Source organism: Roseateles chitinivorans (assembly GCF_050632235.1).
GTDB classification, from domain to species: Bacteria; Pseudomonadota; Gammaproteobacteria; order Burkholderiales; family Burkholderiaceae_C; genus Roseateles; species Roseateles chitinivorans_A.
This window is the reverse complement of record NZ_CP192584.1, coordinates 136,524-162,065: the sequence shown is the minus strand read 5'-3', so window position 1 is coordinate 162,065 and position 25,542 is coordinate 136,524. Positions and strand designations below refer to the sequence as shown.

Annotated in this window: 22 protein-coding genes and 2 pseudogenes; 16 read left to right on the top strand and 8 right to left on the bottom strand. The window is 69.1% G+C overall.

Translation table 11 applies throughout. From position 1 onward, the window contains the following. Positions 1-26: 26 nt before the first annotated feature. Positions 27-695: a glutathione S-transferase family protein gene (locus ACQ859_RS00625; protein ID WP_431264163.1), complete on the bottom strand. Its 669-nt coding sequence runs from the start codon at positions 693-695 to the stop codon at positions 27-29. 161 nt (positions 696-856) lie between these two features. Between ACQ859_RS00625 and ACQ859_RS00620 the strand changes: the two genes are divergently transcribed. The 4 genes from ACQ859_RS00620 to metW all read left to right on the top strand — a co-directional run bounded on the left by ACQ859_RS00620 (position 857) and on the right by metW (position 5,391). Beyond that, positions 857-1,489 (top strand): glutathione S-transferase family protein, encoded by a 633-nt coding sequence (locus ACQ859_RS00620; RefSeq protein ID WP_431264162.1) that lies wholly within the window; start codon positions 857-859, stop codon positions 1,487-1,489. 115 nt (positions 1,490-1,604) lie between these two features. Further along, positions 1,605-3,476 (top strand): signal peptide peptidase SppA, encoded by a 1,872-nt coding sequence (gene sppA / locus ACQ859_RS00615; protein ID WP_431264161.1) that lies wholly within the window; start codon positions 1,605-1,607, stop codon positions 3,474-3,476. A gap of 143 nt (positions 3,477-3,619) precedes the next feature. Next, a complete protein-coding gene (gene metX, locus ACQ859_RS00610; protein WP_431264160.1) occupies positions 3,620-4,810 on the top strand; it encodes a homoserine O-succinyltransferase MetX in 1,191 nt (396 codons plus the stop codon). Next, positions 4,807-5,391 (top strand): methionine biosynthesis protein MetW, encoded by a 585-nt coding sequence (metW, locus tag ACQ859_RS00605; RefSeq protein WP_431264159.1) that lies wholly within the window; start codon positions 4,807-4,809, stop codon positions 5,389-5,391. Before metX ends, metW begins: the two co-directional genes overlap by 4 nt. 37 nt (positions 5,392-5,428) lie before the next feature. On the opposite strand, the gene ACQ859_RS00600 is transcribed toward metW, so the two are convergent. Further along, positions 5,429-6,454 carry a succinylglutamate desuccinylase gene (locus ACQ859_RS00600; protein WP_431264158.1) on the bottom strand — a complete coding sequence of 342 codons (1,026 nt, stop codon included), beginning with the start codon at positions 6,452-6,454 and terminating at the stop codon, positions 5,429-5,431. 26 nt (positions 6,455-6,480) lie between these two features. Here ACQ859_RS00600 and ACQ859_RS00595 point away from each other — a divergent pair, with 26 nt between their 5' ends. The 3 genes from ACQ859_RS00595 (at position 6,481) to ACQ859_RS00585 (ending at position 10,070) form a co-directional block, all read left to right on the top strand. After that, positions 6,481-7,329 carry a lysophospholipase gene (locus ACQ859_RS00595; RefSeq protein ID WP_431264157.1) on the top strand — a complete coding sequence of 283 codons (849 nt, stop codon included), beginning with the start codon at positions 6,481-6,483 and terminating at the stop codon, positions 7,327-7,329. Positions 7,330-7,475: 146 nt separating this feature from the next. Then, on the top strand, positions 7,476-8,951 hold the full coding sequence (locus ACQ859_RS00590; protein ID WP_431264156.1) for a M20 family metallopeptidase: 1,476 nt from the start codon (positions 7,476-7,478) through the stop codon (positions 8,949-8,951). A 102-nt stretch (positions 8,952-9,053) separates the two neighbouring features. Then, complete coding sequence (locus ACQ859_RS00585) at positions 9,054-10,070, top strand: LysR family transcriptional regulator (protein WP_377159391.1); 1,017 nt, start codon at positions 9,054-9,056, stop codon at positions 10,068-10,070. Between the two features lie 35 nt (positions 10,071-10,105). Here the strand turns inward: ACQ859_RS00585 and ACQ859_RS00580 are convergent, their stop codons facing one another. Continuing rightward, complete coding sequence (locus tag ACQ859_RS00580; protein WP_431264155.1) at positions 10,106-11,260, bottom strand: aminoglycoside phosphotransferase family protein; 1,155 nt, start codon at positions 11,258-11,260, stop codon at positions 10,106-10,108. A gap of 170 nt (positions 11,261-11,430) precedes the next feature. On the opposite strand from ACQ859_RS00580, the gene ACQ859_RS00575 reads away from it, so the two are divergent. From ACQ859_RS00575 to ACQ859_RS00560, 4 genes are read left to right on the top strand one after another with little or no spacing between them, the layout of a single operon-like run. Continuing rightward, positions 11,431-13,851 carry an LPS-assembly protein LptD gene (locus ACQ859_RS00575; protein WP_431264154.1) on the top strand — a complete coding sequence of 807 codons (2,421 nt, stop codon included), beginning with the start codon at positions 11,431-11,433 and terminating at the stop codon, positions 13,849-13,851. A gap of 10 nt (positions 13,852-13,861) precedes the next feature. After that, a complete protein-coding gene (locus ACQ859_RS00570) occupies positions 13,862-15,265 on the top strand; it encodes a peptidylprolyl isomerase (protein WP_431264153.1) in 1,404 nt (467 codons plus the stop codon). An 18-nt stretch (positions 15,266-15,283) separates the two neighbouring features. Continuing rightward, entirely contained in the window at positions 15,284-16,057 is a 774-nt protein-coding gene (rsmA, locus tag ACQ859_RS00565; RefSeq protein WP_431264152.1) for a 16S rRNA (adenine(1518)-N(6)/adenine(1519)-N(6))-dimethyltransferase RsmA, read from the top strand. A gap of 31 nt (positions 16,058-16,088) precedes the next feature. Beyond that, complete coding sequence (locus ACQ859_RS00560; protein WP_431264151.1) at positions 16,089-16,325, top strand: hypothetical protein; 237 nt, start codon at positions 16,089-16,091, stop codon at positions 16,323-16,325. A 7-nt stretch (positions 16,326-16,332) separates the two neighbouring features. Here the strand turns inward: ACQ859_RS00560 and ACQ859_RS00555 are convergent, their stop codons facing one another. Both ACQ859_RS00555 and ACQ859_RS00550 read right to left on the bottom strand, forming a co-directional pair. Then, positions 16,333-16,728 carry a barstar family protein gene (locus ACQ859_RS00555; RefSeq protein ID WP_431264150.1) on the bottom strand — a complete coding sequence of 132 codons (396 nt, stop codon included), beginning with the start codon at positions 16,726-16,728 and terminating at the stop codon, positions 16,333-16,335. A gap of 398 nt (positions 16,729-17,126) precedes the next feature. Beyond that, a pseudogene (locus ACQ859_RS00550) lies at positions 17,127-19,423 on the bottom strand (NADP-dependent malic enzyme). A gap of 348 nt (positions 19,424-19,771) precedes the next feature. Between ACQ859_RS00550 and ACQ859_RS00545 the strand changes: the two are divergent. The 5 genes and pseudogenes from ACQ859_RS00545 (at position 19,772) to ACQ859_RS00525 (ending at position 24,664) form a co-directional block, all read left to right on the top strand. Then, complete coding sequence (locus ACQ859_RS00545; RefSeq protein ID WP_431264149.1) at positions 19,772-21,847, top strand: two-component system sensor histidine kinase NtrB; 2,076 nt, start codon at positions 19,772-19,774, stop codon at positions 21,845-21,847. Beyond that, positions 21,844-22,500, top strand: a complete 657-nt coding sequence (locus ACQ859_RS00540; RefSeq protein WP_421036859.1) for a response regulator transcription factor — start codon at positions 21,844-21,846, stop codon at positions 22,498-22,500. Before ACQ859_RS00545 ends, ACQ859_RS00540 begins: the two co-directional genes overlap by 4 nt. Before the next feature lie 64 nt (positions 22,501-22,564). Next, a pseudogene (thiL, locus tag ACQ859_RS00535) lies at positions 22,565-23,565 on the top strand (thiamine-phosphate kinase). After that, positions 23,562-24,083, top strand: a complete 522-nt coding sequence (locus tag ACQ859_RS00530) for a phosphatidylglycerophosphatase A family protein (RefSeq protein ID WP_431260235.1) — start codon at positions 23,562-23,564, stop codon at positions 24,081-24,083. Before thiL ends, ACQ859_RS00530 begins: the two are co-directional and overlap by 4 nt. Positions 24,084-24,163: 80 nt before the next feature. Next, a complete protein-coding gene (locus tag ACQ859_RS00525; protein ID WP_431264148.1) occupies positions 24,164-24,664 on the top strand; it encodes a CinA family protein in 501 nt (166 codons plus the stop codon). 10 nt (positions 24,665-24,674) lie between these two features. Here ACQ859_RS00525 and ACQ859_RS00520 read toward each other — a convergent pair whose 3' ends face one another. The 3 genes from ACQ859_RS00520 to ACQ859_RS00510 are packed head-to-tail and all read right to left on the bottom strand — an operon-like array spanning position 24,675 to position 25,406. Beyond that, positions 24,675-24,866, bottom strand: coding sequence for a hypothetical protein (locus ACQ859_RS00520; protein WP_431264147.1), 192 nt, complete (start codon positions 24,864-24,866; stop codon positions 24,675-24,677). 25 nt (positions 24,867-24,891) lie between these two features. After that, positions 24,892-25,191 carry a type II toxin-antitoxin system RelE/ParE family toxin gene (locus tag ACQ859_RS00515; protein ID WP_088407567.1) on the bottom strand — a complete coding sequence of 100 codons (300 nt, stop codon included), beginning with the start codon at positions 25,189-25,191 and terminating at the stop codon, positions 24,892-24,894. Further along, a complete protein-coding gene (locus tag ACQ859_RS00510; protein ID WP_431264146.1) occupies positions 25,188-25,406 on the bottom strand; it encodes a type II toxin-antitoxin system ParD family antitoxin in 219 nt (72 codons plus the stop codon). The genes ACQ859_RS00515 and ACQ859_RS00510 overlap by 4 nt, the downstream gene beginning before the upstream one ends. Positions 25,407-25,542: the final 136 nt, after the last annotated feature.

The window sequence follows — 25,542 nt, the reverse complement described above, 5'->3', positions numbered from 1 at the left end:
TCAGGCCGCTCAGCCAGGCCGCTCACTCAGGCTGTCTTCGGCGGCCAGTGCGTCGCGCACACCTCCGCGACCTGCGGCAGCGCCTCGATGCGTTGCAGCAGCGCGGAGAAATCGGGGCGATGGGCCTCCAGGTGCTTCCTCGATCCCGACCACTTCGACACGATCACCGCCATCGCGTCGAGCGCGCCCGGCTTGGCGCCGCTGAGCCAGGGCTGACCGGGGAACATGTCCGCGAAGATCTCCCAGTGCCTGTGCAACCGCGCCCGGGTGCCGGCGACGATGGCCTCGCGGTCGTCCTTGCCGTCGCGGGTCGAGTAGCGTTCCGGGTAGTCGATGATGCTGATGCAGCTGTAGCAGTTGGCGGCGATGTAGACGAGGCCGCGCAGGATCTGGTCGCGCCGGCGATCGCTGTCGCCGAGCAGTCCCGCGGCGGGAAAGCGCAGGCCGAGGTGCATCAGGATGGCGCCGCTCTCGGTGAGCACGTCGCCGTCGGGCGTGTGCAGCGTCGGGATCTGCATCAGCGGATTGAGCGCGCGCAGCGCGTCCTGCTCCGAACCGCTTTCCCACGAGGACGCATGCACCGTGCGGTACGACTGGCCGCACCAGCGCAAGCCGATCTCGACGATCGCCGAGCCGGAGCCCGGGGTGCCGTAGAGGACGTAGCCGGCGTCGGACGCCGAGGGCGAGGCGGTCATCGCGATCTCCGCGGAAGTGGTGCGGAGGGAGTGTAGGAGGCGTCCCGGCGGGTGTGTGCGTCACCGGCCCAGGGGACGGCGATACACCCGAATGAGGGCGGCGCCGCTGTCGCCTGCGGGCATCAGTCCCCGGGGGCGACTCGGTAGAATCGGGCCACACCATGAAGCTCATCGGATCCCTCCTCAGTCCCTACGTCCGCAAGGTCCGCGTCGTCATGGCGGAAAAGAAGCTCGACTACCAGTTCGAGCTGGAGGACGTCTGGGGCAGCGACAACATCCTCAAGATCAATCCGCTCGGCAAGGTGCCGTGCCTGGTCATGGAGGGGCAGGATTCGATCACCGGCGCGGTGTTCGATTCGCGCGTCATCGTCGAATACGTCGACACGCTGTCGCCGGTGGGCCGGATGATCCCCGAGCGGGGCCGCGAACGCTGCGAGGTGCGCACCTGGGAGGCGCTGGCCGACGGCCTCATCGACGCCTGCGTCGCGGCGCGCCTGGAGCAGACCTGGTCCGGCCGCGCGCCGGAAGAACGCAGCGACGCCTGGGTGGAGCGCCAGATGGGCAAGGTCCTCGCCTCGCTGCAGGCGATGGCCAACGGCCTGGGGGAGAAGAACTGGTGCTCGGGCAACCACTTCACGCTGGCGGACATCGCGCTCGGCTGTGCGCTGGGCTACCTGGACTTCCGCTTCGCCCAGATCGACTGGCGCGCCGCGCACCCCAACCTCGCGAAGCACTTCGACAAGCTCATGACGCGTCAGAGCTTCCAGGACACGCGGCCGCCCGCGGACGCCTGATCCGCTGACTTCCCGCCGGTGTTTCCAACTGGGCCCACAATGGCCCGGTCCGGCGGGGGATCGATCCAGATCGCCGCCGTCCTGATATTCCATTGACGGATCCCGGGAGGATTGGATGGGTGTGAAGCGGGTGCTGGCGCCGGTCGGGCGCTTTTTCGGTGGCGTGTGGTGGTTCCTGAACGGCACGCGGCGCGTGGTGTTCACGCTGCTCTTCTGGGTGATCCTGATCGCCCTGATCTGGGCGGCGGTGCATGGCGGCAAGCCGCTGCAGGACAAGACGACGCTGGTGCTGGACATCCGCGGCGATGTCGTCGAGCAGTTCTCCGGCTCGCCGCGCGACCAGGCGATCGCGCAGATCAAGGGCGAGGCCCGGGCGCAGACGCGCCTGCGCGACATCCTGCGCGCGCTGGACGCGGCGGCCAAGGACGACCACATCGTGCAGGTCGTGCTGAACCTGGACCAGTTCGGCGGCGCCACGCCGGCCGCGCTGCATGAGATCGAAGCCGCGCTGACGCGCTTCAAGACGAGCAAGAAGCCGGTGGTGGCGGCCGGGTTGGCCTTCGACCAGCGGGGCTACTACCTGGCCGCGCAGGCCACCGAGGTCTACATCCACCCGATGGGCGGCGTGATGATCGAGGGCTACGGCCGCTATCGCAACTACTACAAGGACGCGCTGGACCGCGTGGGCATCTCGCCCAACGTGCTGCGCGTGGGCACCTACAAGAACGCGGTCGAGCCCTACTTCGCCAACGGCCCGTCGCCGGCGACGCTCGAAGCCGACGCCTATCTGTACGACGAGCTCTGGGCGCGCTACCAGACCGTGATCGAGACGGCGCGCAAGCTGCCGAAGGGATCGCTGCAGCGCTCGATCGACGAGCTGCCGCAGCGGCTCAAGGCGGCCGGCGGCGATACCGCCAAGTTCACGCTGGCCGAGAAGTGGGTCGACGGCCTGAAGACCGAGGACGAGGTCGAGGCGCTGCTCGAGAAGCGCGGCGCCAAGGACGAGAAGCGCCTGCGCCAGATCAACCTGGGCGCCTATGTCGCGCAACTGCCGCCGAAGCTGCCCAAGCCCGAGGGGCAGGTCGGCGTGATCGTGGCCGAAGGCGAGATCGTGGACGGCAGCGCCGGTCCCGGCAAGATCGGCGGCGAGTCGATGTCCCGGCTGATCCGCCAGGCGCGCGAGGACGACAAGATCAAGGCCGTCGTGCTGCGCGTCAATTCGCCGGGTGGCAGTGCCTTCGCCTCCGAGCTGGTGCGCCGCGAGCTGGAACTGACGCGCGCGGTCGGCAAGCCGGTCGTCGTGTCGATGGGCGGCGTGGCCGCGTCGGGCGGCTACTGGATCTCGATGTCCTCGGACGAGGTGATCGCCGACGCGTCGACGATCACCGGCTCGATCGGCGTGTTCGGCATGCTGCCCACCGGCGAGAAGCTGCTGGATAAGCTGTCGGTCCACACCGGCGGCTACACGACGACTTGGCTGGCCAGCGGGTATGACCCGCGGCGCCCGCTGGATCCGCGCATGGCGCAGGTGGTGCAGTCGTCGATCGAGCACATCTATGCCGACTTCACCGGCAAGGCCGCGCAGGCGCGCAAGAAGTCGCCGCAGCAGATCGACGCCGTCGGCCAGGGCCGCGTGTGGACCGGTGCGCAAGCCCTGGAGCGCGGGCTGGTCGACAGAAACGGCCTGCTGTCCGACGCGATCGCCAGCGCCGCCAAGCGCGCCAAGCTCGGCGACGAGCCGACGGTGCGTTACGTCGAGCCGGACCGCAGCGCCTTCGACCGCGTGCTGACGAGCATGGGCGATGCCGCGGCACCGTCGCTGCGCGGCATGGTCATGCACGCGCTGGGCGGCATCCCGGCGGTGCCGGCGCCGCTGCGCGAGGCGCAGGTCGACATCACCTGGTTGGCCGAGCAGGCCGAGGCGGGGCCGGCAGGTTCCAGGCCGCCGGTGCGCGCGATCGTGCACTGCCTCTGCACCGCGCCGTAGCTATACTCCCCGCCGATGGCGCCGATTTGTCCGGCTTGCGGGCGCCCAAGAAATGCAGCTAAAGAGGGACACCCGATCCATGGATCGAGACCCGGTGTTCCGCTTCAAGCAGCGGCGCCGGGTTTTGTTTTTTGAGGTGTTCCATGGGATCTGTCGGTGACGTCACACCGCAGCGCTTGTTGTTCGACGAGCCGCTGACCTTGCGCAGCGGGGCCCGCATCGCGGGCTACGAGTTGATGGTCGAGACCTACGGCCGGCTCAACGAGGACAAGTCCAACGCCATCCTCGTCTGCCACGCGCTGAACGCCAGCCACCACGTGGCCGGCACGCATGCCGGCATCGACAAGAGCGAGGGCTGGTGGGACAACCTGGTCGGTCCGGGCAAGCCGCTGGACACGGACCGCTTCTTCGTCATCGGCATCAACAACCTGGGCTCGTGCTTCGGCTCGACGGGCCCGATGCACCTGAACCCGGACACGGGCCGCGTGTACGGCAAGGACTTCCCCGTCGTCACCGTGCACGACTGGGTCGACGCGCAGGCGCGCGTGCTGGACCGCTTCGGCATCCAGAAGCTGGCGGCGGTGCTGGGCGGCTCGCTGGGCGGGATGCAGGCGCTGGACTGGTCGCTGCGCTACCCGGAGCGCCTGCGCCACTGCATCGCGGTGGCAACGGCGCCCAACCTGTCGGCGCAGAACATCGCGTTCAACGAGGTCGCCCGTCGGGCCATCATCACCGACCCCGAGTTCCACGACGGCTTCTTCTACGAGCACGGCGTCGTGCCGCGCCGCGGGCTGCGGGTGGCGCGGATGATCGGCCACATCACCTACCTGAGCGACGACGTGATGGAGGAGAAGTTCGGCCGGCAGATGCGTTCGGCGGAACTGGGGTATTCGACCTCGGACATCGAGTTCCAGATCGAGAGCTACCTGCGCTACCAGGGCGACAAGTTCAGCGAGTACTTCGACGCCAACACCTATCTGCTGATCACGCGCGCGCTGGACTACTTCGATCCGGCGCGCGAGCACGGCGGCGACCTGAGCCGCACCTTCGCCACGGCGTTGTGCAAGTTCCTGGTGGTGAGCTTCACGACCGACTGGCGCTTCTCGCCGGCGCGCTCGCGCGAGATCGTCAAGGCGCTGCTCGACAACAAGCGCGACGTGTCCTACGCCGAGATCGACGCCCCGCATGGCCACGACGCCTTCCTGCTCGAGGACCCGCGGTATCACGGCGTGCTGCGTGCCTACTTCGACCGTATCGCGAAGGAGCACGAGAAGCCGATGCCGGGCGGCGCGCCGGCACCGGTCTCGCATCGTCTGCAGGGAGTGTCGGTATGAGCGATCGCGCGGTGATGGACATGATCGCGGCGCTGGTGCCGACCGGTTCGCGCGTGCTCGACCTGGGTTGCGGCACCGGTGAGCTGCTGGCGCACCTGCAGGCGACGAAGGGCTGCACCGGTTACGGGGTGGAGCTGGACGATACGAACGTGCTCGCCTGCGCGCAGCGCGGCGTGAACGTGATCCAGCTCAACCTGGAAGAGGGCCTGGCGATCTTCGAGGACCAGAGCTTCGACGTGGTGCTGCAGCTGGAGACGCTGCAGAACCTGCGCAACACCGAGGCGATGCTGCGCGAGACCGCGCGCGTCGGCCGGATGGGCGTCGTGAGCTTCCCCAACTTCGCGCACTGGCCGAACCGGCTGCAGGTGCTGTCGGGCCGGATGCCGGTGACGCGCGTGCTGCCATACCAGTGGTACGACACCCCCAACATCCGCGTCGGCACCTATGCCGACTTCCAGATCCTGGCGCGCAAGTGCGGGCTGCGGGTGCTGGACAGCTTCGGCGTGCAGGAAGGCCGCCAGGTCCGCGTGATGCCGAACCTGATGGCGAGCATGGCGGTGTTCAAGTTCGATCGGGATTGAGCGTCGACGAGCCGGGTCGCTGTCCAGCGACTCGCGTTCAGTCCTCGTAGCGTCCCAGCCGCACCATCGTCTGTCCGCTCAGGCCGGCGCGGCGAGACGGCATGATCAGCACGCACGCGTCGTGCGGCGTGACCCATCGGCGATCGCCGTCCTCGGCCAAGGGCGTGCCGGCGTCGGGGATCACCTTCAGATGGTGCGTCGGCACCAGGAAGCGGAACGCTGGCGTCACCGCGGTCACGCCCTCGCCGACACGCACCAGCCGTTGCCGTTCCGGCGCCGCCACGCGCAGCTGCGCGTCCGCCCACGCCGCGTCGACCATCTCCAGATGGCGCAGGAAACGCAGCGTCACGTCGAGCGCCATGTCGGCGCTCTCCGGTTCCCAGTGCGAGCCGCACTCGACCAGCACCGCCTGCCGGTCGCTGCGTGGATCGGCGAACCCACCGCGGTCGATCAGCCGCAGGCCCGCCGCATGGCCGGTGTCGACCAGCAGGGTTTCCGGCTGGCCCAGGGCCTTGGCCAGCGGCACGCTCTTGTCCGTCATGCCGCAGATCGTCAGCGCCGGTGCGCCGGCCTCCTGCATCGAATGCAGGTCCAGCAGCACGTCGGCGGCATCGACGAACGGCGCCAGCTCGCGCGCCCGCCGCAGCTCCACCGACTCCCGCGCGCCGCGCAGCACGGCGTCGTCCCAGACGCGGTTCATGTCCTCGTCGACGCAGCGCGACGCGAACGGCTCCAGCGCATTGAACCGGCCGAAGGCCTCGACGTTGGCGAAGGCCAGCACCAGCCGGCCGCGCAGCGGCGTCACGCCCTGCCTGAGCAGCGCATCCAGCGCGATCGCGCCGCACAGCTCGTTGCCGTGCGTCAGCGCCACCACCATCGCCGTCGGTCCCGGCCTGCCGGAGTCCAGCACATGGACGAACTCGACATCGGTCCCGGTGCCGCGGCGCCAGCGCTCGATCGCCGGCGGCTGGAGCCGGACCTCCGGGTTGAAGGACGGGAAGGACTCGAGCAGGGCAGGCGTCATCGTCTTCGAAACGTGGGGGCGTCCACGGCCGGTGGACATGCCGGGCGATCCTACACTCCGGCCTCATGAAGACTCTCACCGGCCATGACGGCCTGCCGCTGCACTGGCGGGAATGGGGCGCCGACCTCTCGCTGCCCACCCGGGGCACCGTCCTGATCGTCCACGGCCTGGGCGAACACATCGGCCGCTACGAGGCCGTCGCCCAGCGCCTGAACGACTGGGGCTGGCACGTCGCCGGCTTCGACCAGCGCGGCCACGGCGCCTCCGGCGGCCCGCGCGGCGACATCCCCCGCCGCGACAGCCTGCTGCTCGACCTGGCCGCGACCATCGACTGCCTGCGCGCCGACGACCGCAAGGGACAGGGGCCGCTGATCCTGCTCGGGCACTCGATGGGCGGCGCCGTCGCGGCGCGCTTCGTCGCCGGCGCCCTGGAGAACGCCCCCTGGTCGCGCCCGGTCGACCGGCTCGTGCTCAGTTCCCCGGCGCTGGACCCGGGCCTGTCCGCCTTCCAGCGCGGGCTGCTCGGCGCCACGCTGCCGCTGGTGCCCCACCTGGCGGTCGGCAACGGCCTGGATGCCGCCTGGATCTCGCGCAGCCCCGAGGTGGTCCAGGCCTACCAGGATGATCCGCTGGTCCACGACCGCATCACCCCGACCCTGGCCAAGATGATCGCCACCTTCGGCGCGGAGACCCTGCCGCTGGTGCCGCGCTGGACCACGCCGACGCTGCTGATGTGGGCCGGTGCCGACCGTTGCGTCGCGCCTGCCGGCAGCGCCGCCTTCGCCGCCGCGGCGGCAGCGGGTGGTGCGGTGCAGGCCGTGCCCTTCCCGGGCCTGTCGCACGAGATCTTCAACGAGCCTGAGCGCGAACAGGTCTTCGCCCGGCTGCGCGCCTGGCTGGGCGCACGCTCCTAGAATCGGCCGATCCACCGGAATCCCGGCCTGGCGTCCGCACCCGGACTGCCACCAGGACCCGGTTCCGTCACTTTCCGCCCGGACCGGCCGCCCAACGCGACCCCGGACCCAGCCAAGGCGGCCCACCGGCCGCGCAGGAGACCCGCATGAACGCACGTGATCCGTCGTTGCCGCTGCAGACCGATGAAATCAGCGCCCTGGGCGCCTTCGCCGAGAAGGTCTGGGACCAGGAGATCGTCCCCGCGCTGACCGACTACATCGCCATCCCCGCCAAGAGCCCGATGTTCGACGCCGACTGGCAGGCCAACGGCTACATCGAGCGCGTCGTCCGCGACGCCGCCCAGTGGGTGGAAGGCAAGAAGATCCCCGGCCTGAAGCTGGAGGTCATCCGCCAGGAAGGCCGCACGCCGGTCATCTTCTTCGAGCTGCCGTCGACGAAGCCGGCGAGCACCGACACCGTCGTCCTCTACGGCCATCTGGACAAGCAGCCCGAGTTCAACGGCTGGCGCGCCGACCTCGGCCCGTGGACGCCCAAGTACGAGGACGGCAAGCTCTACGGCCGCGGCGGCGCCGACGACGGCTACGCGATCTACGCCTCGATCACCGCGCTGCTGGCGCTGGACCAGCAGGGCATCCCGCGCCCGCGCTGCGTCGGCCTGATCGAGGCCTGCGAGGAGTCCGGCTCCTACGACCTGCCGGCCTACATCGACCTGCTCCGGCCGCGTCTGGGCAACGTGTCGCTGGTGGTCTGCCTGGACTCCGGCGCCGGCGACTACGACCGCCTCTGGATGACGACCTCGCTGCGCGGCATGGTCTCGGGCGTGCTCAAGGTCGAGGTGCTGACCGAAGGCATCCACTCCGGTGACGCGTCGGGCGTGGTGCCGTCCTCCTTCCGCATCCTGCGGCAGGTGCTGGACCGGCTGGAGGATTCCAAGACCGGCCGCCTGCTGCCCGAGTCCTTCCATTGCGACATCCCCGGCGTGCGCTTCGAGCAGGCCCAGGCGACCGCCGCGATCCTGAAGGAAGAGGTCTACAAGCGCCTGCCCTGGGCCTGCGGTGCCGACGGCGCGCCGGTGCTGCCGGTGACCTCCGACCCGGTCGAGGTGCTGCTCAACCGCACCTGGCGGCCGACGCTGTCGGTGACCGGCGTGGACGGCTTCCCCGAGCTGAAGAGCGCCGGCAATGTGCTGCGTCCGTACACCGCGTTCAAGCTGTCGCTGCGCCTGCCGCCGCTGATCGACGGCAACGAGGCCGCGCTGAAGCTGAAGGCGCTGCTCGAGGACAACGCCCCGTACAACGCCAAGGTCAGCTTCGTGCCGGACGGCCGCGCCGGCGCCTACGGCGCCACCGGCTGGAACACGCCGGAGCTGTCGCCGTGGCTGAGCCAGGTGCTGGACGACGCCAGCCAGGCCCACTTCGGCCAGCCGGTCGGCTACATCGGCCAGGGCGGCACCATCCCGCTGATGAGCATGCTGCAGAAGGGCTTCCCGGCCGCGCAGATGATGGTCTGCGGCGTGCTGGGCCCCAAGAGCAACGCCCACGGTCCCAACGAGTTCCTGCACGTGCCCTACGGCAAGCGCCTGACCGCTGCGGTGGCGCAGGTGATCGCCGCGCACCCCTGACCGCCGCGGACCCGGTCGGCGGCTCACCGGTCGCCATGGTCCGCTGATCGACGCACAGAGAGGCGGCCCGCGGCGACGCGGCGTCCGCCCGGAGGAGACGGGATGGATCAGGTCAAGGCGATGCGGGTCTTCACCCGCGTGATCGACGAGGGCAGCCTCGCCGGCGCCGCGCGAGCGATGGACCTGGCGCCCGCCGTGGTCACGCGGCTCGTCGCGGATCTCGAGGAACACCTCGGCGCGCGGCTGCTCAACCGCACGACGCGGCGGCTGTCCCTGACGGACGTCGGCGAGGGCTACCTCGAGCGCTGCCGCCGCATCCTCAGCGACATCGAGGAGGCGGAGGCGCTCGCTTCGGCGGCGACCAACGAGCCGCGCGGCACGCTGCGCGTCCTCATTCCCCCGGCCATCGCGATCCACCAGCTGGCGCGGCACATGGCGCGCTTCCATGCGCTGTACCCGCTGGTCAGCGTCGAGCTGGTCGCGCCCGGCCCCGTCGACACGCTCGACGAGAGCTTCGACATCACCGTCATCTCCACCCGCAGCCCGCTGCAGGGCGACTTCATCGCCCGCAAGCTGGCGCGCACCGAGGTGATCCTGTGCGCGTCGCCCGAGTACCTGGGCCGGCGCGGCAAGCCGCAGCATCCCTCGGACCTCAAGCAGCACGACGTCATGCTGCCGCCCATCCACGAGCTGACCCGCGGCGTGACCTTCGAGCGCTGCGGCGCCGACGGTCTCACTACCGAAAGCTTCTTCGCGATCCCCAGCCGGCCGGTGATGACGACCTCCTCGGTCGACACCAAGTACGCCTGCGCGCTGCACGGGCTGGGGGTGGCGGGGCTGCCGTCCTTCGTCGTCGGCGACGCGCTCATGGAAGGGGCGCTCGAGCGCGTGCTGCCGCAGTGGCGCATCTACAGCTACCAGCTGTGGGCCGCGATGCCGACCCGCAAGTTCGTCCCGGCGCGCACCCGCGCATTCATGGACTTCCTCGTCGAGATCTTCGGCGGGAAGGACGAGGATCCGTGGCTCACCGCCGCGGGTTGCCCGTCGTACCGCGCCGCCCAGGAGTTCCTGGCCGCGCAGGCCGCGAAGGCCGCCGCCACGCCGGCCGAGGGCGATTGAGGCGTCGCGGCGCCCGGCCGCGCCGCATCGGCGCTTCAGCGCAGGCTGAAGCCGACCTGCGTGTACTGCGGCTGCAGATCTTCGATCAGGCGCAGCAGCGGCGACAGCTCGATGTAGCGCGTCGCCGTTTTCACGACGTAGGCGTAGAAGCGCGGCAGGTCTTCCGCGTAATGCGGCTTGCCGTCGCGGTGCTTGAGCCGGCAGAAGATGCCCATGATCTTCAGCTGCCGCTGCAGCACGGTCCACTCGAGGCGGCGCCAGAACAGGCCGAAGTCCAGCGCCATCTCGTGCGGGTCCTCGCCGTTCGGGTCCAGGCCGAACAGGCCGGCGCGTTTCGCGCCTTCCCAGTAACGCACCGCCCAGTCGAGCTCCTCGGCCTCCTCCCAGGAGATGAAGGCGTCGCGCATCAGCGAGGCGATGTCGTAGGTGATCGGGCCCATCACCGCGTCCTGGAAATCGAGGATGCCGGGCGTGGCGAAGCTCGCGCCATCGCCGCCGGTCCCCGCCGGGCAGACCATCAGGTTGCGCGGCATGTAGTCGCGATGCATCGGCACGCGCGGCTGCGCCAGGACGTTGGCCGACAGCAGCGCCACCGTCCGGTCCCAGTAGCCGCGCTGCTTGTCGTTCCAGGTCTTGCCGTGGTGGGCCTGGACGCACCAGTCGACGAAGATCTGCAGCTCGCGGCGCACGAAGGCCTCGTCGAACAGCGGCAGCGCGCCGTCGGCGCGGGCCGCCTCGCTGGTCTGCCAGCGCAGCAGCGTGGCGGTGGCGTCGCGCATCAGCGCGCGGGGCACTGCCGTGTCACCCGCGCGCTGCGCGGCGAGCAAGGCGTCCAGGTAGGGCGCGTTGCCGAGGTCCTCCATCAGCGCGAAACCGAGCGCCACGTCGTGCGCGAGCATCCGCGGCACATGCAGGCCGCGTTCCGCCATCAGCGCGCCGACCTTGACGAAGCTGGCCACCTGGTTGGGCGCGGCCGGGTCGTCCATGATGATCAGCGTGCCGCCGTCCTCAGTGGCGATGCGCAGGTAACGGCGGAAGCCGGCATCGCTGCTGGCCGCGGCGAGCGACGCCTCGCGCAGTCCGTGCGTCGCCACGAGCGGCGCCAGCCAGCGATGGAATCGGTCGGCGCGATCGGCGTCGGGCCAGGGCGGGGTCGCGGCGTGCTGGGCGTGCGGGTCGGAAGCGGTCATCGGCGGGGGAAGCGGAAGGGCCGCTGCGCGAGCGGCCCCGGGGTCGGTGACAAGGCGCTCCGGCGGTCCTGCCGGCTCACGAGCCTCGTGGATAATGATTCTACAAACCCCGGGCAGCGCGGCGCGATCGACGCGCGGCCGCCTGACCTCTGCAAGACGCTGCCCGCCTGATGCGCCCACCGGTTTCCCGTCCCCGTCCGATCTCGCTGGCCGCCGCGCTGGCGGTCGCCTTGCCTGGCTTCTCCGCGGTCTGCGCGTCGTCCGCGCAGGCGCAGGAGTCCGCCGGTCAGCCGCTGATCCTCAAGTCGGTCAAGCAGCTGCACCAGACCAAGCGCAAGGATGCCCGTCCGGCCATGGCGCTGAGTGCCGACCGCATCACCAGCGACATGGACCAGACGTCCACCGCCGAGGGCGACGTCCAGTTGCGTTACGGCGGCATGCTGCTCCGGTCGAAGTCCCTGCGCTACGACTACCCGCAGGATCTGGCCACGGCCGAGGGCGATGTCGAACTCAGCCAGAACGGCGCCGTGCTGCGCGGTCCGAAGCTGGAGCTGTTCGTCGACAAGTTCGAAGGCCAGCTGCAGAGCCCGACCTATTTCTTCGCCGCGACCGGCGGCAGCGGCAGCGCGCGGGCGATCCATTTCCTCGGCGACCAGCGCATGCGCGCCGACGAGGCGACGTACTCGACCTGCCCGGTGTCGGAGAAGGGCGAACAGGACGCCGCCGATGCCGCCTCCGGAAAGGGCAAGCGCGACTGGGAGCTGGTCACCAGCAGCCTGAACCTGGACTTCGACGCCGGCGAAGGGGTCGCGAAGAACGCCGTGGTGCGTTTCCTCGGCGTGCCCATCCTGGCGGCGCCGTCGCTGAGCTTCCCGCTCGGCGACCAGCCGAAGTCCGGCCTGCTGCCGCCCAACGTCAACATCGACAACCGCAGCGGCGTCGAGTACAGCCAGCCCTTCTACTGGAGCATCGCGCCCAACCGCGACGCGACGATCACGCCCTTCGTGATGACGCGCCGCGGCCCCGGCGTCGATACCCAGTTCCGCTACCTGGAGCCGGGCCACCGCGGCCAGATCGACTACGCGCTGTTGCCGCACGACCGGGTCACCGGCATCTCGCGCTGGGACCTGCGTCTGAACGCCGACGGCGACGTGATGCCGAACTGGACCTACAACGTCCACACCGAGCGCGTCTCCGACGACAACTACTGGAAGGACCTGCGCAGCCGCATGCTGTCGCAGACGCCGCGCCTGCTGTCGACCGACCTGCGCACGCAGCGCGACTACAGCTTCAACTGGGGCGAGATGCAGACCTACGCGCGGGTCCAGAAATGGCAGCCGCTGCAGGTCGCGGAGACCCAGGACCGGTTCGCCTCGCCCTATCAGCGTTCTCCGCAGGTCGGCGTGCGGCTGCAGACCGGCGCCGACGAATCGGTGCTGGCCGGCTACCTCCCGACCGGCCGCCGCGCGCGGCTGGAGGGCGGCCTGGAGCTCGAATACAACCGGTTCGACCTGCCCGGCGGCGCGCTCGGCTCGCAGACCCAGACCGGCGAGCGGGTGCACCTGCTCGGCCACGTCAGCCTGCCGTTCAGCGGCGCGGCCTGGTGGCTGATCCCGAAGATGTCGGTGAACGCGGCGAGCTACAACCTCGACCAGGCGATCGACGCGACCGGCCGGCGCTCGATCGGCCGCACGATCCCAACCTTCAGCGTCGACCACGGCTGGATCCTGGAGCGCAACACCTCGCTGTTCGGCCAGGCCATGCGCCAGACGCTGGAGCCGCGCGTCCTGTACGTCAACACGCCGTACCGCGACCAGAGCGCGATGCCCAACTTCGACGCGGCGCCGCGGGACTACAACTTCGATTCGGTCTTCGCGGAGAACCAGTTCTCCGGCGTCGACCGCGTCAACGACGCCAACATGCTGGCCTTCGGCGCGACCACGCGCTGGATCGAGGACGAGCGCGGCGAGGAACAGCTGCGCCTGGGCATGGTCCAGCGCTACCTGTTCCGCAACCAGCAGATCACGCCGGACGGCTCGCCGCAGACGCACCGCCTGTCCGACGTGGTGCTGCTGGCCTCGGCGCACTTGAACCAGGCCTGGTGGACCGACAGCACGCTGCAGCTGAACTCCGCCGACGGCAAGGTCGAACGGACCGTGCTGCGGCTGCGGTATTCGCCGGGCCCGTTCCGGACCGTCAGCGCGTCCTACCGCCTCGCCCGCGGGCAGAGCGAGCAGGTCGAGCTGGCCTGGCAATGGCCGCTGTTCGGCCCGGACCGCAAGTCGATCACCGGCGGCGCGGGCTGCGCCGGCGCCTGGTACGGCGCGGGCCGACTGCAGTACTCGATGCGCGACAAGCGCTTCACCGATTCCGTGATCGGCGCCGAGTACGACTCGGGCTGCTGGATCCTGCGCGTCGGCGCGGAACGCCAGGCCACCGGCCGCGCGGAAACCAACACCCGACTGATCCTCCAGCTGGAGCTGGTCGGCCTGTCGCCGCTGGGCTCCAATGCGCTGAAAGTGTTGAGAGACAATATCCCGGGTTACCGTTCGCTGAGCTCCGAGCGCTCGGCTTTTGGCACATATGACTGAACTGCGTTCGATGCGATATCTCCAGCCGGTGGCGGCCACCCTCCTGTCCCTGAGCGCCGCCCTGGCCGGCTCGGTTTCCTCGGCGCAGACGACGCCCGCTCCAGCCGCTGCGGCCGCAGCCTCCGCGCCCGCCGCGGCGGCATCGACCCCGGCGGTCAATCGTCCGGTCGTCGAACAACGACAGCTCAAGCCGGGCGACTACATCGCCGTGATCGTCAACACCGACATCGTGGCGGCGTCGGAAGTGATCCAGCGGACCGAGCGTGCACGCGAGGAAGCCCGCCAGCGCGGCCAGACCGTCACCAACGAGCTGCTGCACAAGCAGGCGGTGGACAGCCTGGTCGACGAGCGCGTGGTCGTGACCTACGCCCGCGAGAACGGCCCGCGGGTGGACGAGCCGGAACTGGACCGCGTCGTCGCGAACGTCGCGACGCAGAACAAGCTGACGATGCCCGAGTTGCGCCAGCGCCTGGCTGCCGAAGGCATCGACTTCAAGCGCTTCCGCGAGAACCTGCGCGACCAGATGCTGAGCGAGCGCGTCCGCGAGCGCGAGGTGCAGGGGCGCATCCGCATCACCGACGGCGACATCGACAAGTACCTCGATGAGCGCCAGGCCGCGCTGCAGGGCCGTGCGCAGCTCAACATCGCGCAGATCCTGGTGCCGGTCCCGGAAGGATCGAGCGTGGCGGTCGTCGCGGAGCGCAAGGCGCGCGTGGACGCGGCGCTGGCCCGCATCAAGGCGGGTGAGGACTTCGCCAAGGTCGCCCGCGACGTGTCGGAGGACGCCAACAAGAACCGCGGCGGCGAGATCGGCCTGCGCGCGGCGGACAAGCTGCCCGACGTCTTCGTCGAGGCGGTCAAGGACCTGAAGGACGGCGAGGTGAAGCCCGAGCCGCTGCGCTCCGAGGCCGGCTTCCACCTGCTGAAGCTGATCGAGCGTCAGACCGGCAAGGCGTCGATCAATGTGGTCGTGCAGACCCATGCCCGCCACATCCTGCTGCGCCCGTCCGAGCAGCTGAGCCCGGAGCAGGCCACCCGCCGCCTGGTCGAGTTCAAGCGCGCGATCGAATCCGGCCGCGCCACCTTCGAGCAGCTGGCCCGCGCCAACTCGGAAGATGGCAGCGCGCAGGAAGGCGGCGACCTGGGCTGGGTCTCGCCGGGCGGTTTCGTCCCCGAGTTCGAGCAGGCCATGGACGCGCTGCCGCTCAAGGGCATTTCGGACCCGGTGCCGTCGCGTTTCGGCATCCACCTGATCCAGGTGATGGAGCGCCGCGATGTCGTGCTTGACAACAAGCAGCTGCGTGAGCAGGCCCGCAATGCGCTGCGCGAGCGCAAGTACGACGACGCCTACAACGACTGGATGAAGGAAATGCGCGCCCGCGCCTTCATCGAGACGCGCGAGTGGCTGGACTGACTGGCCGGGACTGAGTTCATGGGACATGTCGCGCGCAAGCGCTTCGGCCAGCACTTCCTGACCGACAAGGCCATCATCGACGGCATCGTCGATGCGATCGCGCCGGGCGAGGATCAGGCCATGGTGGAGATCGGCCCGGGCCTGGGCGCGATGACGCTGCCGCTGCTGCAGCGCCTGCCGGCGTCGAGCCGCCCGCTGACGGTCATCGAGCTGGATCGCGATCTCGCCGCCCGCATGCGCAAGCGCGGCGACGTGACGGTCATCGAGTCCGACGTGCTGAAGGTCGACTTCGCCGCGCTGGCCGCCGAGCGCGGCCGCAAGCTGAAGGTCGTCGGCAACCTGCCGTACAACATCTCGTCGCCGATCCTGTTCCACCTGCTGGGCTTCGTGGATCACGTGGTCGACCAGACCTTCATGCTGCAGAAGGAAGTCGTCGACCGCATGGCCGCCAAGCCGGGCAACAAGGATTTCGGCCGGCTGAGCGTCATGCTGCAGTGGCGTTACGACGTCGAAGCGCTGTTCGACGTGCCGCCGGAAGCCTTCGATCCGCCGCCGCGGGTCGATTCGGCGATCGTGCGCATGGTGCCGCTGTCGGCGCCGGCGAAGATCGACGAGGCGCTGCTGAGCGAGCTGGTCGCGTCGGCGTTCTCCCAGCGCCGCAAGCTGCTGCGGCATTCGCTCGGCAAGTGGCTGGAGGCCCGCGGCTTCCAGGGCGAATTCGACCTGCAACGCCGCGCCGAGGAAGTGCCGGTGGCGGAGTTCGTCGCGCTGGCGCTCGCGGTCCAGGGCTGAGCCATTTCCGCATCACGCGTGTCCTCGCGCGATGGGCCCGGCCAAACAAAAGGCCTTCCGTCGCCGGAAGGCCTTTGCGTCGAACCCGGAGGTCAGTCGTTCTTCAGATCCTCATGCGGCGCTGAGCCACATGGACGTGTCGAAGGCGCTGCACATCATCGGCATGTTCATGCCGAAATTCGGATTCGGATTCGCCTTGGTGCTCTTGAGCACCGGCTTCACCTCGGGGGCCACTTCGGTCGCCCGCTCCCAGGAACCTTGTTCTTGAGAGCGGGCTACTGAAAAGAATAGAAGCACCGGAATGACACCTTCCGCTCGGCCCAGAAATCGGCCGCCTCGCGGAAGACATCGAGCAACTGCTCGCGCGCTTCACGATCGAATTTCGCATGGTCCGGCAACTGGTCCAGCACCACGACGAAACCTGGTTGCGCCCCCGACTTGTTGACCAGGTTGGTCATGCAGTCGTACAGCGCTTCCATGTTCTTGCCGAAGTGGGCCGGGAACAGGAAATTGCTGGCAATCAATTCCAGCACGTCCTGTTTGGTCTCCGCTGGAGACAGGTCGGCGTACAGGAAGTGTTGGCCGGCGTCCTGCGCGGCCTGCATCAAGTCCTCGACCCGGTAGGCTCTGATCGCCTGCACGATGTTGGGACGGACTGTCTGCAAAAGCATTGTCGCGTTCCTCCTAGATGGGGGTTCCGAGTTCATGTCCGACACGGCCCATGACCCCGGACAGAACCCGCTGGGGAGCCTGCGATCGTCGGTGGCGTGGGCTGGATCAGAGAGGGTTAACCCTGAACTCTGAAACCGAGATGGTACAGAAACGGACTCGAATGCTCAAGCCGGGGGTGACCAGAATGCCCTAAAAAGCGGCAATGTCAGCGTGCGCACACATTCGCTATGGCTCTTGCACGCCATGGGCGTCATGCCACAGAAATTCACTGGTGAGCCGCTACAAACTTTTTCTATAGGCCGGGCCGCCAGTCGGGTTTAAGGGCCTTCCGGCCCCTCTTTGGAGGGGGCTGGAAGGCCCGGGACCGAATAATCTTCGGCCCGGCGGCGGCCGGGAATCAGCGGGCGGCGTTCGCGTCCGCGACGGTCAGGGCCGTCATGTTCACGATGCGGCGCACGGTGGCCGAGGGTGTCAGCACGTGGACCGGCTTGGCCGCGCCGAGCAGCACCGGCCCGATCGCGATGCCGCCGCCGGCGGCCGTCTTCAGCAGGTTGTAGCTGATGTTGGCGGCGTCGATGTTGGGCATGACCAGCAGGTTGGCCTCGCCCGTCAGCGTGCTGTTGGAGACCAGCTGCTCGCGGTAGTGCGGGTCGAGCGCGGCGTCACCGTGCATCTCGCCGTCGGCTTCCAGCCAGGGCGCCTGTTCCTTGATCAAGGCCAGCGCGTCGCGCATCTTGACCGCGGACGGGCAGTTGCTCGAGCCGAAATTGCTGTGCGACAGCAGCGCCGCCTTCGGACGCAGACCGAAGCGCATCATTTCCTCGGCCGCCATCTGCGTGATCTCGGCGATCTGCTCGGCGGTCGGGTCGTAGTTGACGTGGGTGTCGACCAGCATGACCTGGCGACCCGGCAGGATCAGGCCGTTCATGCAGGCGAAGGTCTTGACCCCGGGGCGCTTGCCGATGACCTGGTCGATGTACTGCAGGTGCATCGCGGTGTTGCTCCAGGTGCCGCAGAGCATCCCGTCCACTTCCCCTTGTGCAGCATCATGGCGCCGATCAGCGTCAGCCGGCGGCGCATCTCGATCTTGGCGAGCTGCTGGGTCACACCCTTGCGCTCGGTCATCGCGAGGTAGGTCTGCCAGTAGTCGCGATAGCGCTGGTCGAACTCGGTGTTCACCACCTCGTAGTCGCGGCCTTCCTGCAGGCGCAGGCCGAAGCGTTCGCAGCGTTGCGCGATGACTTCCGGGCGGCCGATCAGCGTCGGGCGGGCGATGCCCTCGTCGATGACGATCTGCACCGCGCGCAGCACCCGTTCCTCTTCGCCTTCCGCGTAGGCCACGCGTTTGTGCTTGGCCTTCTTCGCGATCTGGAAGATCGGCTTCATCGTCGTGCCGGAGGCGTAGACGAAGCTCTGCAGCTTCTCCAGATACGCCGGCATGTCGGCGATCGGACGAAGCGCGACGCCCGAGGCCTCCGCCGCCAGCGCGACCGCCGGGGCGATCTTCATCATCAGGCGCGGGTCGAAGGGCTTCGGGATCAGGTACTCCGGGCCGAAGCTCAGGTTCGCACCGGCGTAGGCCGCGGCGACGACCTCGCTCTGCTCGGCCTGGGCGAGCTCGGCGATCGCGTGGACGGCGGCGATCTCCATCTCGTCGTTGATCGTCGTCGCGCCGCAGTCCAGGGCGCCGCGGAAGATGTACGGGAAGCACAGGACGTTGTTGACCTGGTTCGGATAGTCCGTCCGGCCCGTGGCCATCAGCGCGTCGCCGCGGATCGCGTGGACGTCCTCCGGCTGGATCTCCGGATTCGGATTGGCCAGCGCGAAGATGATCGGCCGGGCCGCCATCGAAGCGACCATGTCCTGCTTGAGCACGCCGCCCGCCGACAGGCCCAGGAAGATGTCCGCGCCGGCGATCACGTCGCGCAGGCTGCGCTGTTCCGTGGGCTGGGCGTAGACGGCCTTGTCCGGGTCCATCAGCTCGGTGCGGCCTTCGTAGACCACGCCGGCCAGATCGGTCACCCAGATGTTCTCGCGCGGCAGGCCCAGCTTGACCAGCAGGTTCAGGCAGGCGAGGGCGGCAGCGCCGGCGCCCGAGGTCACCAGCTTCACCGACTTGATGTCCTTGCCGGCGACCTTCAGGCCGTTGAGCAGGCCGGCGGCGACCACGATGGCGGTGCCGTGCTGGTCGTCGTGGAAGACGGGGATCTTCATCCGCTTGCGCAGCTCGCGCTCGACGTAGAAGCAGTCCGGCGCCTTGATGTCCTCGAGGTTGATGCCGCCGAAGGTGGGCTCCAGCGCGGCGATCACGTCGACCAGCTTGTCGAGGTTGTGCTTCTCGTCGATCTCGAGGTCGAAGACATCGATGCCGGCGAACTTCTTGAACAGGACGCCCTTGCCCTCCATCACCGGCTTGGAGGCCAGCGGGCCGATGTCGCCCAGGCCGAGCACGGCGGTGCCGTTGGAGATCACCGCGACCAGGTTGCCGCGCGAGGTGTAGCGGAACGCGTTGGCGGGATCGGCGACGATCTCCTCGCACGCGGCGGCCACGCCCGGCGAGTACGCCAGGGCCAGGTCACGCTGGTTGATCAGCTGCTTGGTGGCCGCGATGGCGATCTTCCCGGGGGTCGGGAACTCGTGATATTCGAGAGCGGCCTGGCGCAGCTGCGCACGTTTTTCTTCGGACGTGGACATGGGGGACTCTTCTGGTTGAAACCGGTCCGCCGTCGTGGGCCGGGTCGGCGATTGTAGGAGTCCGCCCCGACGGCGGCAGTGCGGACTATGCGTATGCTGCATGTCGGCAGGGCCGCAGGCACATACGCGAAACTGCGCATCGCCAGGGGCGTCCCGCGCGCCATACTGCCTGCCCCGCGCGCGCGGCAGACGGATGACGCGGCACGTGCCTGGGCGATCCTTTCAAGCGCCTTTCACGCCACGTTGACGTCACGTTCGCGCCCCGCGTCCCGACCCTCGCCCGACCTTCCGTTCGACCACCGCTTGCCTGCTCCCACCATCATGCGGCCCGCCGCCCCCTTTCCTCCGATGGCGCAGGGCGTCCGGCCCCGGCGCTGGCGTCGCGCCCTGCTGTGGGGGACGCTGGTCGGGCTGCTGCTGGTCGCGCAGTCGCTGCTGCTCTCGCTGACCTTGAGTCATGAGGCGGCCCGCGCGCAGGAGGCGTCGGACCTGGCCGCCGCCGAGGTGACCGCACGTGCCAAGCAGCTGATCGGCCGCGACCTGCAGGGGCTGCAGGGCCTGATGTGGGCCGAGGATGACGACTGGCGCGGCAACGCCGCCGCGCAGCTGCGCCAGACCCGGGTGCTGCTGCGCATCGAGCTGCGCGATTCCGAGCGCCAGGTGCGCCGCGCGGTCGACTCGCCGTATGCGCCGCCGCTGTTCTCCATCCTCGCGCGCGAGCAGCTCCAGATCGAGACCGAGCTCGCCTGCATCGCCGCGCTGCGGCAGGGTACGCCGCTGTTCTCGCGCTCGTATTTCGTGCCGGGACCCGGCGGCGACGGCATGGAGGTCGCCGACCTCTGCCTGCCCCGCGTGCGTGCCGGGGAGCCGCGCTCCTACGTCGTCGCGACGATGGGCCTGCGGCCGCTGCTGGAGGAGTCGGTCTCGCAGGACCAGGCACGGCGCTTCGAGATGTCCTTCGTCGAAGGCGACGGCACGCGCCTGGCGCGCACCGGCCTGACGCGCGGCACCGGCTTCTACCTGTCGGAGCGGCTGCTCGACCTGCCGGGCCTGAGCCTGCAGCTGCGCGTCGACAACGCCACCGGACGGCCACAGCTGATTCCGAACCTGGCGACGGCGCTGGTGCTCGGTCTGTCGATGGCGCTGTTCGCGCTGGTCATCATCCTGGCGCGCGACACCCGCAAGCGCGCGCAGGCGGAGCACGCGCTGGCGGAGTCGCTCGCGTTCCGGCAGGCGATGGAGAACTCGCTGATCACCGGGCTGCGCGCGCGCGACCTGGACGGCAACATCAGCTATGTGAATCCGGCGTTCTGCGCGATGGTCGGTTATCCGGCGGAGGAGGTCGTCGGCACCGGCCGTCCGCCGCACGCACCGCCGTACTGGCCGCCCGAGTTCACCGACGAATACTGGCGCCGCCACCACGACCGCGAGGCGCGCTGGGAGGCCGGCCTGCCACCGCGCGAGGGCTTCGAGACGGTCTTCGCGCGCAGCACGGGCGAGCGCTTCCCGGTCATGATCTACGAGGCGCCGCTGCTGAATGCCGAAGGCCAGCAGACCGGCTGGATGAGCGCGGTGCTGGACCTGAGCGCGCAGCGCAAGGTCGAGGAACTGTCGCGCCAGCAGTCGGACCGGCTGCAGGCCACCGCGCGGCTGGCGACGGTGGGGGAGATGGCGTCGCTGCTGAGCCACGAGCTGAACCAGCCGCTGGCGGCGATCGCGAGCTACGCGACGGCCTCGATCAACCTGATGGTGCGCGAGGCCGACGATCCGCAGACGCCGGCGATGGTGCGCCAGGCGGTGACGCGCATCGCGGAGCAGGCCGAACGCGCCGGCCGCGTGATCAAGAGCGTGCACGACTTCGTCAGACGCCGCGAAGCGGCGCGCGAATGGGTGAACGTCGAGCAGCTGCTGGACGCGGTGCTGCCGCTGATCCGGCTGCAGGCGCGCAAGAGCGGTGCGCGCATCGAGATGGATCTCGCCAAGGGCCTGCCGCGCGTGCGCTGCGACCGGACCATGGTCGAGCAGGTGCTGCTGAACCTCACCCGCAATGCGATCCAGGCGATGGATGGCCCGACGCCGCTCGCCGATCGCGCGCTGATCATCCAGGTGAAGCGGCTGCAGCCGCGCTGGTTGAGCTTCGCGGTGATCGACCACGGGCCGGGCATTCCGCCGGAAGTGGCGCGCCAGCTGTTCACGCCCTTCTTCACGACCCGCACCGAGGGCATGGGCCTGGGCCTGAGCCTGTGCCGCACGGTCGTGGAGCAGCACGGTGGCGCCATGGATTTCGAAAGCCGCGTCGCGCCCGCGTCGCCGACCGGGACCGAGTTCCGGTTCAGCCTGCCGTGCGAGGATGCACCCGGGTCGGCGCAGAAGCCGGGCGCCGACCGGTTCCCCATCATTGGATCTGGAGAGTCGTCCCCATGAAGCCGCAGTCCCTGCCGATGGTCTACCTCGTCGACGACGAGGAAGTGGTGCGCGATGCGCTCGCCTGGCTGCTGCGGTCGCGGCGCCTGCTGTCCGAGGGCTTCGGCAGCGCCGAGGCCTTCGAATCGATGCTGGACGGCCTGCCGCGCAGCGGGCGCGACTGGCCGTCGGCGCCGAGCTGCCTGCTGCTCGACGTCCGGATGCCCGGGATGAGCGGCCTGGCGCTGTTCGAGCGGCTGATCGAGCGCGGCCTGCTGGAGACGCTGCCGGTGATCTTCCTGACCGGCCACGGCGACGTGCCGACGGCGGTGGCGGCGGTGAAGCAGGGCGCCTACGACTTCGTCGAGAAACCGTTCTCGGACAACGCGCTGGTGGACCGCGTCGAGCATGCGCTGGCGCAGAGCGCCGAGGCGATCGCCGCGCGCGATGCGAAGTCGGCGCTGGGGCATCGCGTCGGCGACCTGACCGAGCGCGAGCGCGAGGTGATGCAGCTGGTCGTGCAAGGCCTGCCCAACAAGCTGATCGCGGACCAGCTCAACATCAGCGTGCGCACGGTGGAAGTCCACCGCGCGCGTGTCTTCGAGAAGATGGACGTGAAGTCCGCGGTCGAGCTGTCCAACCTGCTGCGCGGCGACAATGCCGCCCATGGGTGATTCTTCTGAAGCATCCGGCGCGTCTGCCGGTGCATCCGCCGGTGCATCTGCCGGCAGTTCCGGCATGGCCGAGCGACGGGACGGACCTCCGCTGGGCGAGTTCGACCTGATCGACCGCTTCTTCGGCCGCGCGGGGCGTGCCGGCCGGACCGAGGGCGGCGCGGTGACGCTGGGCATCGGCGACGACTGCGCGGTGCTGACGCCGTCGGCGGGCCACCAGTGGCTGGTGACGGCGGACATGCTGGTCGAAGGCCGGCACTTCCTGTCGACGGTCTCGCCGCGGCGGCTCGGCCACAAGGCGCTGGCGGTGAACCTGAGCGACCTCGCGGCCTGCGGCGCGACGCCCCGGGCCTTCTTCCTGTCGCTGGCGCTGCCGCGTGTCGACGAGGCCTTCCTGGCGGGCTTCGCGCAGGGGCTGTTCGAACTCGCCGACGCGCATCACATCGTGCTGGCCGGCGGCGACACGACGGCGGGGCCGCTCAACATCAACATCACCGCCATGGGCGAGGTGCCTTCGGGCCAGGCCCTGTTGCGCTCGGGCGCGAAGCCTGGCGACGACGTCTGGGTCAGCGGCACGCTGGGCGATGCACGGCTGGCGCTGGAAGTGTTCCGCGGCACGCTGTCGCTGAGCGCGGCGCAGTTCGACGAAGCGCGGATGCGGATGGAACTGCCGGAGCCGCGCGTCGCGCTAGGCCGCGCGCTGCGTGGGATCGCGACGAGCGCCGTGGATGTGTCGGACGGCCTGGCCGGCGACATCAGCCATGTGCTGAAGCGTTCCAACGTCGGCGCGACCTTGCGGCTGGCGGATCTCCCCGCTCGGCGGTACTGGGCGCGATGCCGGAGGACCTCCAGCAGCTGTGCCTGCTGAGCGGCGGCGACGACTACGAACTCGCGTTCACCGCGCCCGCTGATGCGCGCGAGCGTGTGCTCGACGCGGGGCGGGCATCCGGCACGCCGGTGTACCGCGTCGGTCGCATCGATGAACAACCTGGCCTGCGCGTCGTCGACGGCGCGGGGCGTCCGCTGCAGGACACGCTGCAGAGTTTCGATCACTTCAAATCATGAGCGCGGTGCGCCCCACTTTCGGCTTCATGGCCAGGCATCCCGCGCACTGGATCGCGATGGGTTTCGGCAGCGGGCTGGCGCCGAAGGCACCGGGAACGGTAGGCACGTTGTGGGGCTGGGCCGCGTTCGCGATCCTGAACCTGTGGCTGACACCGCTGCTGTGGGGCGTGGTGATCGCCGCGAGCATCCCGATCGGCTGGTGGGCCTCGACGGTCACCGCAAGAAACCTCAAGACCTGCGATCCCGGTTCGGTCGTGTGGGACGAGATCGTCGCGATCTGGATCGTGCTGTGGCTGATCATGCCGGCGGGCTTCTGGTGGCAGCTGGCGGCGTTCGGCGTCTTCCGCTTCTTCGACGCGGCGAAGCCGGGCCCGGTGCGCTGGGCCGATGCGCTGTTCAAGATCGAGCCCGGGCAACCGGTGACGGTGTGGCAAGGCTTCGGCATCCTGTTCGACGATCTCGTGGCGGCTGCATGTACGCTTGTGGTGTTGGCCGGCGCGAGGGCCTTGCTGCACTGAAGCGCTGAGGCGCCGGCGCCGGCGCCGATCGCATCCATCCACGGATCAGATCATCCAGATCCATCGACGAGGAGATCCCCATGCTGTTTCCCGACGAATCCGAACTGATCGAACGCATCGCTCTGGCCCTGATCCAGCGCAAGGAGCGCATGGGCACCGCGGAGTCCTGCACCGGCGGTCTAATCGCGGCGGCGTGCACGAGCCTGGCGGGCTCGAGCCAATGGTTCGAACGCGGCGTGGTGAGCTACACCAACCAGGCGAAGACGGAGCTCCTCGGCGTGCCGGCGGCGCTGATCACGCTGCATGGCGCGGTGAGCGGCGAGGTGGCCGAGCAGATGGCGCGCGGCCTGGTGGCACACGCGCCGATCGACTGGGCGATCGCGGTGACCGGCGTGGCCGGGCCGGGCGGCGGCACCGAGAACAAGCCGGTCGGGACAGTGTGGCTCGCGCTGATGCACGGCCGGCAGCGCGTTCGGGTGTGGAAGGAACACTTCACCGGTGACAGGCATGCCGTGCGCTCGCAGACCGTGCGCGCGGGCCTCGAGGCGCTGTGCGATGCGCTCGAAGACCGAGACTCCTGAGCAGTCAGGGTTAGGAACGCGATCCCTCTTTCGCGTCCGCCATCGCCTGGTATTTGGCGATCAGCCGATCGAAGACTTCGTCCGCGGGTTTGCCTTTCCCTGCTGTGGCCGCAGCCTTGCCGCGAGAGATGGATTCTTCAAACGCCTTCATCCAAGCAATGCGGTTGGCGTGTCGACTCTTGGTTGTTCCGATCTCGGTCATGCAGTGTGCTGAGTCTGGTTTGTTTTCAAGCATTGAAGGCCCTCGCGAGGTCTTGAGATGAATGAAGAATGCGATGAACCATGACACGCTGTGCCATGACGTTCACGGAGTAGAAGATGCCGTATCGCCCATGACTGCGGCGCCGGATGTGAGGGTAGGGGCGAAGGCGGGCGGACGGAAATGACTCAGCCATGGTCGACAGCCCGTTGACCTTGGCCATCAGTTCGGCCAGGAACGACGGGGCACGCGAAGGGTTGTCCCGCGCGATGTATTCGCCAATGGAGTCCAGATCTGCCCGCGCCTTCCGAAGAAGGCGGACGATCACTTCTTCGAGTCCGCCAGGGCCTGGTACTTGGCGATCAACGGCAGGAAAACGTCTTCGACGCTTTCGCCCTCACTGGTGGCCGCCTCGGCAACGCCTTCGGCGAAGGAGTCCTCGAACGCCTTCAACCTGGCCTCGCGCCAAGCCTGCAGCTCCACGCTGTCGCGCAGCACCTGTGTGCGCGACGAATACTTTCCGCTCTCGATCAGATTCAGCACGATGGCCTCCAGTTCGGGTTCCAGATCTGCGTGAATCATCTCGGTAGGTCCTGCAAAAAGAAATCGCTTCAGAGGGGGAGATCGCATCCCCAATCAGCGGGAGCAGCCTTGAGGGGCTTGATCGCACGAGTGAGTG

Coding starts and splice junctions, on each gene's coding strand:
- ACQ859_RS00625 (WP_431264163.1), bottom strand. CDS start 695: ATGACCGCCTCGCCCTCGGCGTCCGACGCCGGCTACGTCCTCTACGGC.
- ACQ859_RS00620 (WP_431264162.1), top strand. CDS start 857: ATGAAGCTCATCGGATCCCTCCTCAGTCCCTACGTCCGCAAGGTCCGC.
- sppA (WP_431264161.1), top strand. CDS start 1,605: ATGGGTGTGAAGCGGGTGCTGGCGCCGGTCGGGCGCTTTTTCGGTGGC.
- metX (WP_431264160.1), top strand. CDS start 3,620: ATGGGATCTGTCGGTGACGTCACACCGCAGCGCTTGTTGTTCGACGAG.
- metW (WP_431264159.1), top strand. CDS start 4,807: ATGAGCGATCGCGCGGTGATGGACATGATCGCGGCGCTGGTGCCGACC.
- ACQ859_RS00600 (WP_431264158.1), bottom strand. CDS start 6,454: ATGTCCACCGGCCGTGGACGCCCCCACGTTTCGAAGACGATGACGCCT.
- ACQ859_RS00595 (WP_431264157.1), top strand. CDS start 6,481: ATGAAGACTCTCACCGGCCATGACGGCCTGCCGCTGCACTGGCGGGAA.
- ACQ859_RS00590 (WP_431264156.1), top strand. CDS start 7,476: ATGAACGCACGTGATCCGTCGTTGCCGCTGCAGACCGATGAAATCAGC.
- ACQ859_RS00585 (WP_377159391.1), top strand. CDS start 9,054: ATGGATCAGGTCAAGGCGATGCGGGTCTTCACCCGCGTGATCGACGAG.
- ACQ859_RS00580 (WP_431264155.1), bottom strand. CDS start 11,260: ATGACCGCTTCCGACCCGCACGCCCAGCACGCCGCGACCCCGCCCTGG.
- ACQ859_RS00575 (WP_431264154.1), top strand. CDS start 11,431: ATGCGCCCACCGGTTTCCCGTCCCCGTCCGATCTCGCTGGCCGCCGCG.
- ACQ859_RS00570 (WP_431264153.1), top strand. CDS start 13,862: ATGCGATATCTCCAGCCGGTGGCGGCCACCCTCCTGTCCCTGAGCGCC.
- rsmA (WP_431264152.1), top strand. CDS start 15,284: ATGGGACATGTCGCGCGCAAGCGCTTCGGCCAGCACTTCCTGACCGAC.
- ACQ859_RS00560 (WP_431264151.1), top strand. CDS start 16,089: ATGGGCCCGGCCAAACAAAAGGCCTTCCGTCGCCGGAAGGCCTTTGCG.
- ACQ859_RS00555 (WP_431264150.1), bottom strand. CDS start 16,728: ATGCTTTTGCAGACAGTCCGTCCCAACATCGTGCAGGCGATCAGAGCC.
- ACQ859_RS00545 (WP_431264149.1), top strand. CDS start 19,772: ATGGCGCAGGGCGTCCGGCCCCGGCGCTGGCGTCGCGCCCTGCTGTGG.
- ACQ859_RS00540 (WP_421036859.1), top strand. CDS start 21,844: ATGAAGCCGCAGTCCCTGCCGATGGTCTACCTCGTCGACGACGAGGAA.
- ACQ859_RS00530 (WP_431260235.1), top strand. CDS start 23,562: ATGAGCGCGGTGCGCCCCACTTTCGGCTTCATGGCCAGGCATCCCGCG.
- ACQ859_RS00525 (WP_431264148.1), top strand. CDS start 24,164: ATGCTGTTTCCCGACGAATCCGAACTGATCGAACGCATCGCTCTGGCC.
- ACQ859_RS00520 (WP_431264147.1), bottom strand. CDS start 24,866: ATGACCGAGATCGGAACAACCAAGAGTCGACACGCCAACCGCATTGCT.